Below are 16,516 nucleotides of genomic sequence, written 5' to 3'. Positions count from 1 at the left end.
TGTCGTCTCAGCTCAGGCTGGGATGATCATTCCAGATCGAAGCGATCCGCGTTCATCATCTTGTTCCAGGCCTTCACGAAGTCCTGAACGAACTTCTCCTGGTTGTCGTCCTGAGCATAGACCTCCGCGTACGAACGCAGGATCGAATTGGAGCCGAATACCAGGTCTACCCGGGTTGCGGTCCACTTCGCCTTGTCCGTCTTGCGGTCACGGATCTCATACTGGTTGTCGCCTGTCGGTACCCAGCTGTAGGACATGTCGGTGAGGTTCACGAAGAAATCGTTGGTCAGCTGACCCTCACGATCCGTGAACACGCCATGCTTGCTGCCACCGTGGTTGGTACCGAGTACCCGCATGCCGCCGACCAGCACTGTCATTTCAGGCGCTGTCAGGCCCATGAGCTGGGTGCGGTCGAGCATCAGGTCTTCCGGCTGAACGCTGTAGTCCTTCTTGAGGAAGTTGCGATAGGCGTCCGACAGCGGCTCGAGCCACTGGAAGGAATCCACATCGGTCATTTCCTCGGTGGCATCGCCACGACCGGGCCGGAAGGGCACCGCAATATCGTGGCCCGCGGCCTTCGCGGCCTTCTCGATACCGACGTTACCGGCCAGCACGATCACGTCCGCCACGCTGGCGCCGTTCTGCTTGGCAATCGGCTCAAGCACCTTGAGGACACGCTGCAGACGCTCCGGCTCGTTGGCGACCCAATCCTTCTGCGGCGCAAGACGGATGCGGGCGCCGTTGGCACCACCACGCTTGTCGGACTGGCGGAAGGTACGGGCGCTGTCCCAGGCCGTTGCCACCATGTCGCTGATGCTGAGACCACTCTCGGCGATCTGCTTTTTCACCGCCTCGACGTTGTAGTTCCAGCTGCCCTCGGGTACCGGATCCTGCCAGATGAGGTCCTCGGTGGGCGCTTCCGGGCCGATGTAACGGTCTTTCGGGCCCAGGTCACGGTGGATCAGCTTGAACCAGGCGCGGGCGAACGCGTCGTCCAGCTGTTCCGGGTTCTGGCGGAACTTCTCGCAGACCTTGCGGAATTCCGGATCCACTTTCAGGGCCATGTCGGCGTCGGTCATCATCGGCTTGCGGCGGATCGACGGATCCTCCACATCCACCGGCATGTCTTCTTCCTTGATGTCCACCGGCTCCCACTGGTTGGCGCCAGCCGGGCTCTGGACAACCTGCCACTCATGGTCGAGAAGCATTTCGAGGTAGCCATGGTCCCACTGGGTCGGGTTGGTGGTCCAGGCGCCTTCAAGGCCACTGGTCACTGTGTCGCGCCCAACGCTCCGCGTGACATGGTTGTTGAAGCCGAGGCCCTGTTCCTCTACGTCTGCGCCTTCGGGTTCCGGACCAACGTTGTCCGGATCGCCATTGCCATGGCATTTACCAACAGTGTGTCCGCCAATGGTCAGGGCAACGGTTTCCTCATCGCTCATGGCCATACGCTGGAAGGTCACGCGCACGTCCTGAGCTGTCTGCATCGGGTCCGGCGTACCGTCCGGGCCTTCCGGGTTCACATAGATCAGGCCCATCATCACCGCCGCCAGCGGGTTTTCGAGGGAGTCCGGGTTCCGGTCCTCGTCGTAGCGGCTGTTTTCGTTGTCACTGGTGGCAAGCCATTCCTTCTCGCTGCCCCAGTAGGTTTCCTTTTCAGGGTGCCAGATGTCTTCGCGGCCGAAGGAGAAACCAAAGGTCTTGAAGCCCATGGATTCATAGGCAACGTTACCCGCCAGGGTGATCAGGTCGGCCCAGCTCAGGCGGTTGCCGTACTTCTTCTTGATCGGCCAGAGCAGCCGGCGAGCCTTGTCCAGGTTGCCGTTATCGGGCCAGCTGTTGATGGGCGCAAAACGCTGGTTGCCGGTACCGGCACCACCGCGACCATCGAATACGCGGTAGCTGCCCGCGGCATGCCAGGTCATACGGATCATCAGACCACCATAGTGACCCCAGTCCGCAGGCCACCAGTCCTGGCTGTTGGTCATGAGATCCATGACGTCCTGCTTGACCGCATCAAAGTCGAGCTTGCGGACTTCTTCGCGATAGTCAAAGTCCTCACCCATCGGGTTGGTCTTGGTGTCGTGCTGGTGGAGGATGTCCAGGTTCAGGCTGTTCGGCCACCACTCCATAACGTCGTCGTTCACATGGGTGTTACCACCGTGAACAACAGGGCATTTGCCGCTGCTTTCGTTTCCGCTCATAGATCTCTCCGATCGTGACTGTAGTGTTGAATGAAGCAGGTCCACTCATAACGACCGCCCCCGGACTTGCCCAAGCCCGGGGCGACGTCATCGTTGCAGACACTATACGACATTCACCGGGGCTCTTGCTCTATTATGAGCAGTTGCATTTGTTGACCATTTCAATAGTTTCTCTTTATGCCTCTCAGGCTGCTGGCCACGCCTAGGTCATGCGCCTGAGGGTGCCGTCACGCCGCACAAACTGATGGTAGAAAGCCATCCCAATATGGACGAGCGTCAGGACCAGCAGCACCCAGGCGGTGATCGAGTGAAGGCCGCCGACGGTATGCATCCAGGCGATTTCCTCGCCTTCGGCGATCAGCGTTATGCCGAAAGCCTCAACACCATAACCTTCGCCCACCATGTACAGCATGCCCGTAATGGGCATGATCACCAGTGCCGCATAGAGCAGGATATGCCCGCCCCGTGCCAGGTACCTGATCGGAGGCTCGTGCGTGGGCCGATGGGAGGCCTGCGACAGGGCCCAGACAACGCGCACCACAATCAATAAGAGCAGCAGGGTCCCGATCGAAACGTGCCAGGCCGCCAGTGTCTCACCAACCCAGTGTTCCCCTTCTCCAATACGGTCAAAGAACTTCATGAACTGCCAGAGCACCAGCAAGGCAAACAGCCAGTGAAGCACCCGGGTAATGGTCCCATAGCGTTCAGGATTATCCTTGATCATGGCGTTCCCCTCCTCATGAATTACCGTTGTTCGCCCTACCCTTCATGACCGGCAATCATCATGCAACCGATAATATCAATACCTTATGACACTGCGATGCATGCAGGGCAACCACAGGCCGAACAGTCTCCACGCACCCTCGCCCGGAGTATCAGATCAACGGTGAAAGCGCCCTTTGGAGTCCGTGAATGAACTATAACCCTAGCCAATCGACGCCGGACTGTTCCTCATCCCGGCGACTGACGTATTCTTTAACCCCATGGAAACAGCATCCGCCCCCACACTCCTGACGCTCAGCACACCGGTCACCCTGGCGCTGGCGATCGTAGCCCTTTGGCTCGGTGTTCGCCTCAACCACTGGACCGGGGTGCTGCATCGCTACAACGTGCCCCCGGGAGTCAGTGGCGGACTCGCGGTCAGCAGCCTGGTAGCCCTGGCCGAGGGACTGAGCCAGGTGGATATCCGTTTTGATCTGCAGCTGCGCGATCTCCTGCTGATCGTTTTCTTCTCTACCATCGGCCTTTCCGCGCAACTCCGCCAGCTGCTGGAAGGGGGCCGCGCGCTTGCCCTGCTGTTCGGCCTGGCCGTGGTCCTGCTGGTTTTCCAGAACCTGGCCGGTACGCTTGTGGCCTGGCTCAGCGGACAGAGCCCGCTATACGGCCTTGTGGGCGGCAGCATCTCACTGGCGGGCGGCCATGGCACGGCACTCACCTGGGGGCAGCTCTTCGAGGATCATTTCGGGCTCTCCGATGCGCGCACGCTGGGGATGACCTTCGCCACCTTCGGGCTGATACTGGGTGGCCTGGTGGGCGCCCCAGTGGGTGCCTGGCTGATCCGGCGCCACGGGCTCGTCCCTGGTGGCGCGGAACCGCGCGTCGCCAGCCTGGCACCGGGCAATGCGCCGTCCTACCTGATCGACATGAACAGCCTGCTGCAGGCAGTCCTGCTGATTGCTCTGTGCTTCGCGCTGGGCTCCTGGATGTACGAGGGGCTTGGGGAAATGGGCATCCGTGTGCCGGCCTTTCTCACGGCCATGCTCCTGGGGATTGCGCTTGCCAACGGGCTGGCACTGCTGCGTCGCCCCATAGACCCGGCGCCCATCCAGCTCGCCAGCGACCTGAGCCTCCAGCTCTTCCTCGGCATGAGCCTGATCAGCCTGCCGCTGCTGTCGCTCCAGGACGCCATCGGCCTGATCGGCCTTGTATTGGTTATCCAGGCCTGCGTCATCACGGCACTGACGGTTTTCGTGGTCTATCCGCTGCTGGGCAGGGACTATGACGCCGCCTGTATCAGCGGGGGCTTCATCGGCATGGGCCTGGGCGCTACCCCCGTGGGCATCGCCAACATCAACACCCTGACCTCACGCTTCGGCGCCAGCCCCAAGGCCTATCTGGTGATTCCTCTTCTGGGCGCCTTCCTGATCGATATTGCCAATGCCACCCTTATACAGCTGCTACTGGGCTCAGGGTGGTTCTCATGACTATACTGGGGCGGTAATCCCAGTCCCTTTCCACGCCGTAAAGACACCAATACGACCGGCGGAGACAATGCCATGACCACATTGACCATCAACGGAACCACCCACGAGCTGAATGTCCCGGACGACATGCCACTGCTCTGGGCAATCCGCGATATCGTCCAGCTCACGGGCACCAAATTCGGCTGCGGCATGGCGCTGTGCGGCGCCTGCACCGTGCACCTGGATGGCGAGGCGATCCGTTCCTGCACCACCACGGTGGGCAACGCGGACGGCGGCAGCATCACCACCATCGAAGCCATGAGCGACGACCCCGTAGGCCAGCAGGTACAGAATGCCTGGCTCGATCTGGGTGTGGCCCAGTGCGGCTACTGCCAGGCAGGCCAGATCATGAGCGCCACCGCCCTGCTCAAGCAGAACACCAACCCGTCAGACGCCGAGATCCAGGACGCCATGAACGGCAACATCTGCCGCTGCGGAACCTACAACCGTATCCAGCACGCCATCCACTACGCCGCCGACGCGGTGCAGGAGGACACCTGATCATGACAGAATCAAATGACTCACTGATGATCGCAAACGTCAGCCGCCGGCGCTTTCTCGGCGGCATGGCGGGCGCCTCCGCATTGGTGCTGGCGGCCCGCTGGGACATGGCCCTGGCCAGCGACGACGAGAAAAAGTATGGCGCCGCCGGCATGCCCGGCGGCTGGGTGGATGATCCCAACGTTTTCATCCAGATCGACCCCGATGGCGCGGTGACCATCGTCAACCACCGTTCCGAGATGGGCCAGGGAATCCGCACCAGCCTTGTAATGGTGGCCGCGGACGAACTCGGCGCCGACTGGGACCGGGTGGCCGTGCAGCAGGCACGGGCCGACCAGGATCGCTACGGCAACCAGAACACCGACGGCTCGCGCAGCATGCGCCACTGGTACGACCCGATGCGCCGGGCCGCCGCCTCCGCGCGCATGATGCTGGAGCAGGCCGCCGCCAATGAATGGGGCGTTCCGGCGTCCGAATGCGAGGCGGGCGTCCATGAAGTCAGCCACAAAGGCTCCGGTCGCACCCTCGGCTTCGGCGAACTGGCGGAAGCAGCCCGGGAACTGGATGTACCCGCGCGCAGCGCCATCCAGCTCAAGCCCATCGACGCCCACCGCTACATCGGCCAGGAAGCCGGACCGGTGCGCGGACGCGATACCAACAGCATTGAGCGGCCCATGGCCATCGACGGCGAGGAGATCGTCGAAGGCAGCGCGACCTTTGGTGCGGACATCCAGTTCGATGACATGGTCCATGCCGTCATCGCCCGGCCGCCAGTACTGGGTGCCAAGGTTGCCAGTGTCGATGACAGCGAGGCGCTGAATGTTTCCGGCGTGGAGAAAGTGGTCACCCTGGACACCAACAGCGAACCCGCCGGCTTCAAGCCCATGGGCGGCGTGGCGGTGATCGCCAGCAACACCTGGTCCGCCATGCAGGGCCGCGATGCCCTGAAGATTGACTGGGATACCGATTCGGCCGGCGACAACGCGCGCTACAACACCGACGAGTACCGCAAGTCCCTTGAGGAAGCCGCCCAGTCCCCGGGCAAGGTCATCCGCAGCAGTGGCGACATCGGTCATGCCCTGGGCAACGCGGAGCAGACCCTGGAAGCCGTCTATTACATGCCACACATGGCCCAGGCCCCCATGGAGCCGCCAGTCGCCGTCGTGCGGGCAAAAGACGGCAGGGCGGAAGCCTGGGCTCCGGTGCAGCACCCACGCGCCGCCCGTGAGGGCCTTGCCGGGGTTCTGGGTCTGGACAAAGAGGACGTCACCGTCAACGTGACCCTGCTGGGCGGCGGTTTCGGCCGCAAGTCCAAGCCCGACTACATCCTTGAGGCCGGTCTCCTGGCGAAGGAAGCCGACGGGCGCCCGGTCAAGGTTCAGTGGAGCCGCGAGGACGACGTTCACCACGCCTATTTCCACGCCCTGTCCGTGGACCGGCTGGAAGGCGCCCTGGACGCCGACGGCAAGGCCACCGGCTGGCGCCACCGGACGCTGTCCCCCAGCATCACTTCCCTGTTCCAGGAGGATCCGGAGCACAAGGGTGGCTTCGAGCTGGGCATGGGCTTCAACACCATGCCGTTCGACATTCCCGCCATCCAGCTGGAGAACCCGGAAGCCGCCTCCCACGCACGCATCGGCTGGTTCCGTTCCGTCTACAACCTGCCCCATGCCTTCGCCATCCAGAGCTTCGCCGCCGAAATGGCCGAGGCAGCCGGTAAGGACCACCGGGACTACCTGCTGGAGCTGCTGGGCCCCGCACGCCAGATCAATCCCCGGGATTTCGGTGACAAGTGGAACTACGACGAGGACCCCTCGGTCTACACCATCGACATCGGGCGCATGCGCAATGTTATCGAGAAGGTGACGGCGGAGGCGGACTGGGGTCGCGACATGCCGGAAGGCCGTGGCCTGGGACTGGCGTTCCACCACAGCTTCCAGTCCTACACCGCCATCGTCATCGATGCGGAAGTGGGCGACGACGGCAGCGTGACCATCCACAACGCGGACATCGCCTTTGACTGCGGCTTCCAGGTGAACCCGGAACGCATCCGCTCCCAGCTTGAGGGCGCCTGCGTCATGGGCATCGGCATCGCCCTGCACAGCGAGATCACCTTCCGGGAAGGCCGCGTTCAGGAAAACAACTTCCACCAGTTCAACGTGCCCCGCATGGAGCATGCCCCAAAGCAGGTGCGCACCCATCTGGTGAACAACGATCCCGATCTGCCCATGGGCGGTGTGGGTGAACCCGGTCTGCCCCCCGTGGCGCCAGCGGTGTGCAACGCCATCTACGCCGCCACCGGCAAGCGCATCCGCCAGCTTCCCGTGGCGGATCAGCTGGCCGGCTGATGCCGGAGGCGCGCTCGCCGAGGGACGGGCCCGGAGGCACCGGCGTGATCGCCCTGGTGATGGCGGCGGGCGCCTCCCGGCGCTTTGGTGATGCGGACAAGCGTGTCGCCGCCCTGCCCGATGGGCGCACGCTGCTGGCGGCAACGGTTGCGGGCCTGTATTCGGGGCTCAGTGACGTGCGGGTGGTGATCGGAAAGGATGACAGCCCGGCCGCCCTCAACCTGCCGGGAACTGTTCCGGTCCTACGGGCGCCCAACGCCGCCCATGGAATGGGCAGCAGCATCGCCGATGCCGTGAACGCCCTGGAAGGCGAACGGGCAGCAGCGGTAGCTATCTGCCTGGGTGACATGGCCTGGATCAAGACCACCACCCTTTCCGGACTTGCCCGAAAGGCCACGGCTAACGGTATTGTTCGCCCGGTCCATCAGGGCCAGCCCGGTCACCCGGTCCTCTTCGGCCACAGCTTCTGGCCGGAGCTGGCCCGGCTCAGCGGTGACGAGGGAGGCCGACAAATCATCCAGGGACATCCATCTTGCTGCCAGCTCGTCAGCGTGGATGACCCCGGCACCTTCGCCGATCTTGATAATCCCAGCCAGATACGCCGTTGAGACTCAGCTCACCACACCGCCTGACCGTGGAATGAGCGTATAGCCAGAACCCGGGATCAAAGGGTATCCTTTCCGGCTGACGCACCGAACCCAGGAACAGAGGACAGAGACTCCGATGACCGAAACGAACCAGCCCTGGAATACCCCCATGCCCGATGACCAGTTCGAGCTGATGCGCGACATTCTGGCCGCGCCCAGCCCGATCGGCATTGAGGCGGCCATGACCTACGGCGTGCTCAAGCCCTACCTCGAGCGCGTGTCACCCAAGGACTGGCACATCCACCAGTTCAAGGGCCATGCGGGCATTGTGCTGGACAGCCACCCGGGGCGGGACGACATGTTCAAGGTCATGATCATCGGCCACGCGGACAAGATCCGGATGCAGGTGCGCAGCATCGGCGACGACGGCAAGATCTGGATCAACAGCGACTCCTTCCTGCCCACCACGCTGATCGGCCACGAGGTGAAACTGTTCAGCGAGGATCCGGAGAACCCCGGCAGTTACCGCGTGATCGAGGGCGGTACCGTGGAGGCCCTGGGCGCCATCCACTTCGCGGATGCGAACGTGCGCAGCGGCGACAAGGGCATCAAGAAGGAACAGCTCTACCTCGAGCTGCAGATCCACGGCGAGAACAAGAAGCAGCAGGTCGAGAACCTGGGCGTGCGCCCGGGTGATTCCATCCTGCTCAACCGCCCCATCCGCAAGGGCTTCAGCCCCAACACCTTCTACGGCGCCTACCTGGACAACGGCCTGGGCTGCTTCACTACTGCGGAAGTAGCCCGGCTTATAGCGGAAGACGGCGGCACCGAAAAGATCCGAGTGCTCTACGCCATGGCGACCTACGAGGAGATCGGGCGCTTCGGCAGCCGGGTACTGGCCGGTGAACTCAAGCCGGACGCGCTGATCGGCGTGGACGTGAACCACGACTACAAGGCCGCGCCCGGCATCGGCGACCGGCGCATGAACCCGCAGGAAATGGGCAAGGGCTTCACCATGTCCGTGGGTGCCATCGCCAGCGAGCAGCTGAACCGGTTCTTCGAGACCACCGCGCGCGAGCAGGAAATCCCTTTCCAGCGTGACGTGGTCGGCCCGGACACCGGCACCGACGGCATGGCCGGCGTGCTGGCGAGCGTGGACTGTGCGGCCACCTCCATCGGCTTCCCGATCCGCAACATGCACACCATTTCCGAGTCTGGGAACACCCAGGACGTGCTGGCGGCCATTCACGCCATCAAGGGCACGCTGCAGAAGCTGGATAAACTCGACGATCCGCACCGAGAGTTCATGGACAACCACCCGCGGCTCGATACCGCCTCACCGTTGGGTCACCAGGGCAGTGACAAGCCCGAAGGGTCCGAGAGCGAGTAAGGGTCAGGTTTTAAAGAAACGGACCTTCGCCGTGAGGGAGTCCGCTACCCCGGCAAGGTCGTGACTCGACTTCGCCAGCTCATCCGAGACGCCGGCCGCCTCACTGGCCGCGTCCCGGATGCTTGTAATGTTGCGATTGACCTGCTCGGCAGCCGCACTCTGCTGCTCCGCTGCACTGGCGATCTGGGCATTCATGTCGTTGATCGATCCCACCTCGTTCCGGATCCTTCCCAGAGCGGCCTCTGCCTCACTGGTCTGCTCGGCCGTCCTTTTGGCAAGGTCCCGGCTGGTTTCCATCACCTGGGTGGCATTTCGGGCACCATCCTGCAGCTTGTTGATCATCCCGTGAATTTCCTGGGTGGACTCCTGTGTGCGGGACGCCAGTGAGCGCACTTCGTCCGCCACAACCGCGAACCCGCGACCATGGTCGCCGGCCCGGGCCGCCTCAATGGCCGCGTTCAGGGCCAGCAGGTTGGTCTGGTCCGCAATCTCGTTGATGACCTGGGTGATCTTCTCAATGTCCGCGCTATCGTTCGACACGGTCTCCACATTCTGCGCCGCGCTCTCCAGGGTTTCCGCAAGGCTGTTCATGCTTGAGGACGTCGCCTCAACAATGCTGTTGCCACTCTCCACTTCCTGATCCGCGTTACGGGTAGCATTCGCGGCCTGGGCAGCGTAGCTCGCGACTTCCTCCACAGAGGTCGCCATCTCGTTGACCGCTGCCGCCATCTGTTCCGCCTCGTTGGACTGCGCCTGCATGCGCTCGTTGTTGCGATCCGAGGTGTCACTGAGCTGGGTGGACGCCTCGGTCAGCCGATCCGCGGAGTCCCGGACCTCGTTGATGGTGGCCGCAATCCGCTTCAGACAGGTCGACAGCGTCCCCATGACGCTGTCCGGATACCGGGTCGTGATGGTCTGGTCCAGGTGACCGTCCGCCAGTCCCTGAATGGCAGCGGACACGTCTGACGGTTCAGCCCCGAGGGTCGACTTGATGCGGCGGATGAACAGCCACGAAATCACCACACTGACCAGTACCGCGATGCCCGTGATGGCGAAGATGAAAAACTGGAATCCGGAGGCGGTATCGCGCACGGCGCCGACGTCTTCACGGATCAGATCTTCCTGGTGATCGATGAAATCGTTCACTCGGCTGAGCCACTCCGAATAGGCGGGCGAGACTTCATCCAGCAGGAACTGGCGTGCCTGCTCGATCTCGCCCTCGCGCCTGAGCTTGAGGACCGTGTCCGTTACTTCCAGTGCCCTGGTCTGAATGGCCTCGATACGATTCAGCAGTTCACGTTCCCGGTCACTGGTCTCACTAGCGCTGAAGAGTTGCGCCATGGTGCTTGCGGATTCGCTGTAATACGACTTGAGTTCCCGGATGTCTGCCAGATGCTTTTCAAGTCCGCTCCGGTTACGAACCAGGACCGCATCGCGGATGGCGATGGCCCGGTCATGGACGCTGCCCCGGAAGTTGATGGCCTGGCGCTGCTTGGGGGATGCCCCCTCGTTCACGTCGGTCAACGTCTGGTCGATGAAGTTCACCCGCATCGCACCGATAACGGCGATGAAAAGCATAAGAGCAACGATGATGCCAAAGCCAAGAGCCAGCCTTTGGGCAATCGTGAGGTTCAGCGACATGCGGGGGATCTCCGGTGCGTCGTTTTCGGGATAGGCGTTGGATAGTACGCGGCCCCACCATTACCGGATCTGAGATAAACGTAAACCTTTGTTACGAAAACCTCCCGCCCTGTCGATTGGCTTTTGTGCATCCCTCCGGCATTATTGAACCCCGATTCACAATAACAAAAGTCAAAAAAGGACCGGCCCATGCAAGCCAGCCCGCTGATCTCGATCGGACTGCCCGTCTCCCTGTTCATCATCATGATCGGGATCGGTATGACCCTGACGCCCAGAGACTTCCGCCAGGTGGCGGTCTACCCCCGGGGTATCATCGTCGGCACCATTGCCCAGATCCTGGTCATGCCCGCCCTGGCCTTTCTGATCATCGCCGTGTTCAACCTCTCGCCGATGATTGCGGTCGGCCTGGTGGTGATCGCGGCCTGCCCTGGAGGCACCACCTCCAACCTGTTCGCGCTCATGGCGCGAGGCAACGTAGCCCTGTCCATCGTACTCACGGTGCTCGCCAACCTGATTACCATCGTCTCGCTGCCACTGTTCACCAACCTGGCCCTGGACCTGTACATGGGCGAGAACGAGGCCATCCGGCTGCCGGTGGAACGCACCATCATGACGCTGGGGCTCATCGTGCTGCTGCCGATCACCGTCGGCATGGTCCTGCGCAACTACTTCCCGGAAAAAGCACAGAAGGCGGAAGGCATTGTAAGCATCTTCGGAGGCGTGGTCCTGGCGGCCCTGGTGGTGGCGCTGGTTTACGGCGTGCGGGACCAATTGGGTGAACTGCTCAGCCAGGCCGGCCCGGCCGCCATTGCGCTGAATCTGGCCGGTATCGCTATTGGACTGGGCATCAGCCGCATGACCGGGCTTACCCAGCGCGAATCCATGGCGGTGGCGGTGGAGCTGGGCATCAAGAACGGCACCATCGGCCTTCTGGTCACCCTCAACCTGCTGCAGTCAGAGACCATGTCCGTCCCCTCGGCGGTCTACGGCGTGCTGATGTTCTTCTTTGGCTTTCTGTTAACCTTGTACGGGCGCAAATACATCCCGCAGCCCACTGCCTGAAACAGAGAGGGCCTGTGCGTGTCTGCTGCGGGACAGCCATCCTGAGAGCCGCAAGGAGATCCACCATGCCCGCCATTGAATTCCAGTCCCGCAACGGCCTTACGCTCAAGGGCACCATCGAACTGCCGCCGGGCGGGATCTGGCGGGCCACGGCCATCTTCGCCCACTGCTTCACCTGCGGCAGCCAGGTCCGCGCCGCCCGCACCATCACCTCGGCCCTGGCCGGCACCGGCTTCGCCGTGCTGCGCTTCGACTTCACCGGCCTGGGCGAAAGCGAGGGTGAATTCGCGGATACCAATTTCTCCAGCAACCTGGACGACCTGAAAGACGCCGCCGCATGGCTCAGCGAACACTACGCCGCGCCACAGCTGCTGCTTGGCCACTCCCTGGGCGGTTCCGCGGCCCTCGCCGTTGCCGAGCGCCTGGACAGCGTGCGCGCCGTCGCCACCATAGGCGCCCCGGCGAGCCCGGACCACATCCTCAAGCAGTTCGGCACGGACCTGGAGCGGATCGAGGAAAGCGGCAGCGCCGAGGTCGACCTTGCCGGCCGCCCCTTCCGCATCCGCAAGGACTTCATCGACGACGCCCGCAGCCACGACCTGAGCGAACGCCTCCACAAACTCCGGCGCGCCCTCCTGGTCATGCACGCACCTCACGACCGCACCGTGGGCATCGAAAACGCCGAACAGATCTACACCGCCGCCCTGCACCCCAAGAGCTTCATCAGCCTGGACGACGCCGACCACCTGCTCTCGCGCCGCTCCGACGCCCAGTACGCCGCCCAGGTCGTCTCCGCTTGGGCCGCCCGTTTCCTGGAACCGGAAACCACCCCGACCCCGGAAGGCGCCCGCGTCACCGGCCGCACCGAAGATGGGTTCCTGTGCCGCGTCCAGGCCGGCCCGCATGAACTTGTGGCCGACGAACCCAAATCCAGCGGCGGCACCAACCGCGGCCCCGACCCCTACGGCCTGCTGGCCTCCTCACTCGGCGCCTGCACCGTCATGACCATCAACATGTACGCCCGCCACAAGGAACTCCCTGTGGAACGCGTCACCTGCGAGGTCACCCACCGCAAGGTCCACGCGGAAGACTGCGAGGAATGCGAAACGAAATCCGGCAAGGTGGATGAACTCGTCCGCCATATCACCATCGAAGGCGACCTCACCGACGAGCAGCGCCAGCGCATGCTCCAGATCGCCGGCCGCTGCCCGGTGCACCAGACCCTGAAGAACGAGATCCGGATGCACGACGAACTTGTCGAATAACGGTTGCAGAGGAGTTTCGTAAACCTTCTAAACCTGAGGGGAATGAGGCGGGGAACGCTCGGAGGGAAGCTCGGTGGCCATGGGTCAGGCCGAAAGGCCTGACGGGTTGCCAGGGAAGGCAACCCTGGACCGGCGCGCGGAGCAAGGATTGCGTAGCGTGACGGGCCACCGCGCAGCTTACATGGATGTACTTGTGGCGATTCCCGGAGAGCGTTCCCCGCCTCATTCCCTGCTACAAGTCACCAGTCCTGAGACAAGGCTCAGCCTTTCAACGCCACTCCGCGAGCCGCACAGGCACCCGCCGAGCCCCCCAACGCCCGGGATCCCCATCAAACACCCCGGCACACCGAGTCCCGCAGCTGGTGCAATGCCCATCGTGGGTCAGGTTCCAGTCACTGAGCACAAACCAGTCACGCCCGATCAGCTTCTGCCCGCAATGATGGCAGTAGGTACTGCCCCCGGCCTCGTCATGCACGTTGCCGGTGTAGGCGTACCTAATGCCATTCCTCATCGCCACCTCCCGCGCATTCGTCAGCGTCTCAGCCGGCGTCCGCGGGTAATCCATCATCTTGAAATCCGGATGGAAAGCCGTGAAATGCATGGGAATGTCCGGCCCCAGGTGCTCCACCACCCACTGGCTCATCCGCTCAATCTCCTCGCTGGAATCATTCTCGCCAGGGATCAGCAGGTTGGTCAGCTCGAACCAGACATCCGTCTCGTTGTGCACGTACTCGATCGTGTCCAGCACCGGCTGCAGCGCACTGCCCGTAATCTTGCGGTAGAAGCGCTCCGTGAACGCCTTGAGGTCGAAGTTGACCGCATCCATGTAACGGAAGAACTCCTCCCGCGGCTCCTCGCAGATATAGCCGGCGGTCACCGCCACCGCCTTGATGCCGCGCTCGTGACAGGCCTCGGCCACATCAATAGCGTACTCATGGAAGATCACCGGGTCGTTGTAGGTAAAGGCGATGCTGTGGCAACCCAGATCCTCGGCGGCCCGCGCGATGGTTTCCGGCTCCGCCTGGTCCGCCAGCGTGTCCATCTCCCGGGACTTGCTCATATCCCAGTTCTGGCAGAACTTGCAGAACAGGTTACAGCCGGCGGTGCCGAAGGACAGCACTGAGGTTCCGGGCAGGTAATGGTTCAGGGGTTTCTTCTCGATCGGGTCCACGCAGAACCCGCTGGAACGCCCGTAGGTGGTCAGCACGATCTGGTCGTCATGCCGGGCACGCACAAAGCACAGGCCCTGCTGGCCCTCCTTCAGCTTGCAGGCACGCGGGCACAGGTCGCACTGGATGCGGCCGTCGTCCAGCTGGTGCCAGTAGGCGGTCGGGAAACGATCGCTGGAGATTGTCACGCCCATGGTCTCACCTCCCGGTGCTGGCCTTATACTCCGAGTATAGGGCGCCGACCGGGCGCTTGCCCAGCCTTGTTGATGGCCCCGATCGCCCCCATATACAGGGAAAACAGGACAGACCCCAAGGGAGGTGCACCATGGAACAGACGGTCCGGCCACCGGCGGTTTCAGGGCTCTTCTATCCGGCCGAGCGCGGTGTGCTGCAGCAGCAGGTCGCCGGTTTCCTGGATAAGGCAGGTACCGATGACGTCACGCCGCCCAAGGCGGTGATCGCCCCCCATGCCGGTTACCCGTTCTCGGGGGCGGTCGCCGGAGAAGCCTACGCGCCGGTTCGCGCCATCGCGGATCGCATCGAACGTGTTGTGCTGCTCGGGCCCAGTCACCGCATCCCGTTCCGGGGCATCGCGGCCAGCAGCGCGGACTACTTCGCCACCCCCATGGGCAATGTGCGCGTCGACCAGGCCACCCAGGCGGAACTCGTAGCCCAGCGCCAGGACGTGGTCTACCGGGAAGACGCCCATGAACGCGAGCACGGTCTTGAAGTGCATCTCCCCTTCCTTCAGGGCCTTCTGGAGGACTTCGGCGTTGTGCCGCTGGTCGTGGGCGACGCCTCCCCGGAGGAAGTCGGAACACTGCTGGATCAACTCTGGGGCGGCCCCGAGACGCTGATTGCCATCAGCTCGGACCTGAGCCACTTCATGGACTACGACAGCGCGGTGCGCCGGGACAGGGCCACGTCTGAGGCCATTGAGAACCTGGAATGGGAAAAGGTGCGGGATGGCGATGCCTGCGGCCGCCACCCCATCAACGGGCTGCTGTGGCTGGCACGGCAGAAGGGCCTGGAAGGCCGCATCCTGGATCTGCGCAATTCGGGGGACGCCGGAGCCCCTAGGGACAGCGTTGTGGGGTATGGCGCCTATGTCTTCCACTGACAGCGCGCTGACACCCGAGCACCGCAGGATGCTGCTCACGCTGGCCCGGGACAGCATCCGGCAGGGGTTCGAGACAGGTCGCCCCCTGCCGGTTAATCCGGCGCAATGGCCGGAGGGCCTTCAGCGTGAGGGCGCCAGCTTTGTCACGCTTAAACGCCCGGATGGCAGCCTGCGAGGCTGTATCGGCACCCTTGAGGCCCGCCAGCCGCTGGTGACGGATGTGGCGGAACACGCCCATGCCGCCGCCTTCCGGGACCCGCGTTTCCAGCCACTGGCTGCGGATGAACTGGAGGACGTGCACCTGGAACTCTCGATCCTCTCCCGGCCGGAGCCGCTGCCGGTAGCCTCGGAGGCGGAACTGCTCGCAACCATCGAACCTGGCGAGGACGGACTCATACTCGAGGACGGTGCCCACCGTGGGACCTTTCTCCCGGCGGTCTGGGAATCGCTGCCGAATCCCGGGGACTTTGTGCGCCAGCTCAAGCGCAAGGCGGGCCTGCCGTCGGATTACTGGTCCTCAACCCTGACCGTCAGGCGCTATCGCACCGAATCCTTCGGGGAGGATGAGCGCTGACACGGCGGGAGCCAGCACCAGGTGGCGGCTACCAGAACTCCGAAAACCGTGTATCCAAGCAGGAATACCCAGCCCGGCAGGTCATGGAAGATTAAAGCATTGACCCAGTACTCTATGAACCCCTGATCATGCGCTGACTGACCGGCGGCACGGCGCAATTCATGCTCCCAGATGGTAAGCGGGCAAAGTTGCCCCAGCCAGGCCTGGACCACCACGAAACCGATCGTCACCAGATGCAGCCAGCGGACCCAGGGATTGCAGACCCAATGCCAGCCACGTATGCCGCCGATGATGAACAGCACCAGACCAAAGACCCCGAAGGCCACGATCAGGCCATGAACCAGCAGCACCAGGTCCGCCAGAAACCCCGGAGCGGGAAGCATTTCATAGAGATTGCGCGATCCCTTCATGG

General features: G+C 63.2%; 14 protein-coding genes. 9 read left to right on the top strand and 5 right to left on the bottom strand.

Annotated features, from left to right (window positions below; genetic code table 11):
- Positions 1 to 26: 26 nt before the first annotated feature.
- Together katG and H4I92_RS13565 are read right to left on the bottom strand one after the other, a co-directional pair.
- Positions 27 to 2,204 carry a catalase/peroxidase HPI gene (katG, locus tag H4I92_RS13570; protein WP_077531095.1) on the bottom strand — a complete coding sequence of 726 codons (2,178 nt, stop codon included), beginning with the start codon at positions 2,202 to 2,204 and terminating at the stop codon, positions 27 to 29.
- Between the two features lie 202 nt (positions 2,205 to 2,406).
- Positions 2,407 to 2,928, bottom strand: a complete 522-nt coding sequence (locus H4I92_RS13565) for a cytochrome b (RefSeq protein WP_077531094.1) — start codon at positions 2,926 to 2,928, stop codon at positions 2,407 to 2,409.
- Positions 2,929 to 3,187: 259 nt separating this feature from the next.
- Between H4I92_RS13565 and gltS the strand changes: the two genes are divergently transcribed.
- From gltS to H4I92_RS13540, 5 genes are all read left to right on the top strand, one after another.
- On the top strand, positions 3,188 to 4,408 hold the full coding sequence (gltS, locus tag H4I92_RS13560) for a sodium/glutamate symporter (RefSeq protein WP_077531093.1): 1,221 nt from the start codon (positions 3,188 to 3,190) through the stop codon (positions 4,406 to 4,408).
- A 72-nt stretch (positions 4,409 to 4,480) separates the two neighbouring features.
- Positions 4,481 to 4,948 (top strand): (2Fe-2S)-binding protein, encoded by a 468-nt coding sequence (locus H4I92_RS13555; RefSeq protein ID WP_077531092.1) that lies wholly within the window; start codon positions 4,481 to 4,483, stop codon positions 4,946 to 4,948.
- A gap of 2 nt (positions 4,949 to 4,950) precedes the next feature.
- Positions 4,951 to 7,296, top strand: coding sequence for a xanthine dehydrogenase family protein molybdopterin-binding subunit (locus H4I92_RS13550; protein WP_077531091.1), 2,346 nt, complete (start codon positions 4,951 to 4,953; stop codon positions 7,294 to 7,296).
- A complete protein-coding gene (locus H4I92_RS13545) occupies positions 7,296 to 7,904 on the top strand; it encodes a nucleotidyltransferase family protein (protein WP_077531090.1) in 609 nt (202 codons plus the stop codon). Before H4I92_RS13550 ends, H4I92_RS13545 begins: the two co-directional genes overlap by 1 nt.
- A gap of 115 nt (positions 7,905 to 8,019) precedes the next feature.
- Complete coding sequence (locus H4I92_RS13540; RefSeq protein ID WP_077531089.1) at positions 8,020 to 9,273, top strand: M20/M25/M40 family metallo-hydrolase; 1,254 nt, start codon at positions 8,020 to 8,022, stop codon at positions 9,271 to 9,273.
- 3 nt (positions 9,274 to 9,276) lie between these two features.
- Here the strand turns inward: H4I92_RS13540 and H4I92_RS13535 are convergent, their stop codons facing one another.
- Complete coding sequence (locus tag H4I92_RS13535) at positions 9,277 to 10,914, bottom strand: methyl-accepting chemotaxis protein (RefSeq protein ID WP_077531088.1); 1,638 nt, start codon at positions 10,912 to 10,914, stop codon at positions 9,277 to 9,279.
- Positions 10,915 to 11,103: 189 nt separating this feature from the next.
- Here H4I92_RS13535 and H4I92_RS13530 point away from each other — a divergent pair, with 189 nt between their 5' ends.
- The gene (locus tag H4I92_RS13530) at positions 11,104 to 11,976 is read left to right on the top strand and encodes a bile acid:sodium symporter family protein (protein ID WP_077531087.1); all 873 of its coding nucleotides are present in this window, start codon (positions 11,104 to 11,106) and stop codon (positions 11,974 to 11,976) included.
- Between the two features lie 65 nt (positions 11,977 to 12,041).
- On the top strand, positions 12,042 to 13,241 hold the full coding sequence (locus H4I92_RS13525) for a bifunctional alpha/beta hydrolase/OsmC family protein (protein ID WP_077531086.1): 1,200 nt from the start codon (positions 12,042 to 12,044) through the stop codon (positions 13,239 to 13,241).
- Between the two features lie 268 nt (positions 13,242 to 13,509).
- Here H4I92_RS13525 and amrS read toward each other — a convergent pair whose 3' ends face one another.
- On the bottom strand, positions 13,510 to 14,604 hold the full coding sequence (amrS, locus tag H4I92_RS13520) for an AmmeMemoRadiSam system radical SAM enzyme (RefSeq protein ID WP_077531085.1): 1,095 nt from the start codon (positions 14,602 to 14,604) through the stop codon (positions 13,510 to 13,512).
- Between the two features lie 131 nt (positions 14,605 to 14,735).
- On the opposite strand from amrS, the gene amrB reads away from it, so the two are divergent.
- The gene (gene amrB, locus H4I92_RS13515) at positions 14,736 to 15,530 is read left to right on the top strand and encodes an AmmeMemoRadiSam system protein B (protein WP_077531084.1); all 795 of its coding nucleotides are present in this window, start codon (positions 14,736 to 14,738) and stop codon (positions 15,528 to 15,530) included.
- Positions 15,517 to 16,104 (top strand): AmmeMemoRadiSam system protein A, encoded by a 588-nt coding sequence (gene amrA, locus H4I92_RS13510; RefSeq protein WP_077531083.1) that lies wholly within the window; start codon positions 15,517 to 15,519, stop codon positions 16,102 to 16,104. The genes amrB and amrA overlap by 14 nt, the downstream gene beginning before the upstream one ends.
- On the opposite strand, the gene H4I92_RS13505 is transcribed toward amrA, so the two are convergent.
- Positions 16,068 to 16,514, bottom strand: coding sequence for a DUF2784 domain-containing protein (locus H4I92_RS13505; protein ID WP_245800923.1), 447 nt, complete (start codon positions 16,512 to 16,514; stop codon positions 16,068 to 16,070). The two genes, amrA and H4I92_RS13505, sit on opposite strands and share 37 nt — an antisense overlap.
- Positions 16,515 to 16,516: the final 2 nt, after the last annotated feature.

The organism is Vreelandella halophila (genome assembly GCF_019903425.1).
Taxonomy (GTDB): domain Bacteria; phylum Pseudomonadota; class Gammaproteobacteria; order Pseudomonadales; family Oleiphilaceae; genus Halospina; species Halospina halophila.
Note: the sequence above shows the minus strand (reverse complement) of the source record. Positions and strands in the feature narration are given on the sequence as shown.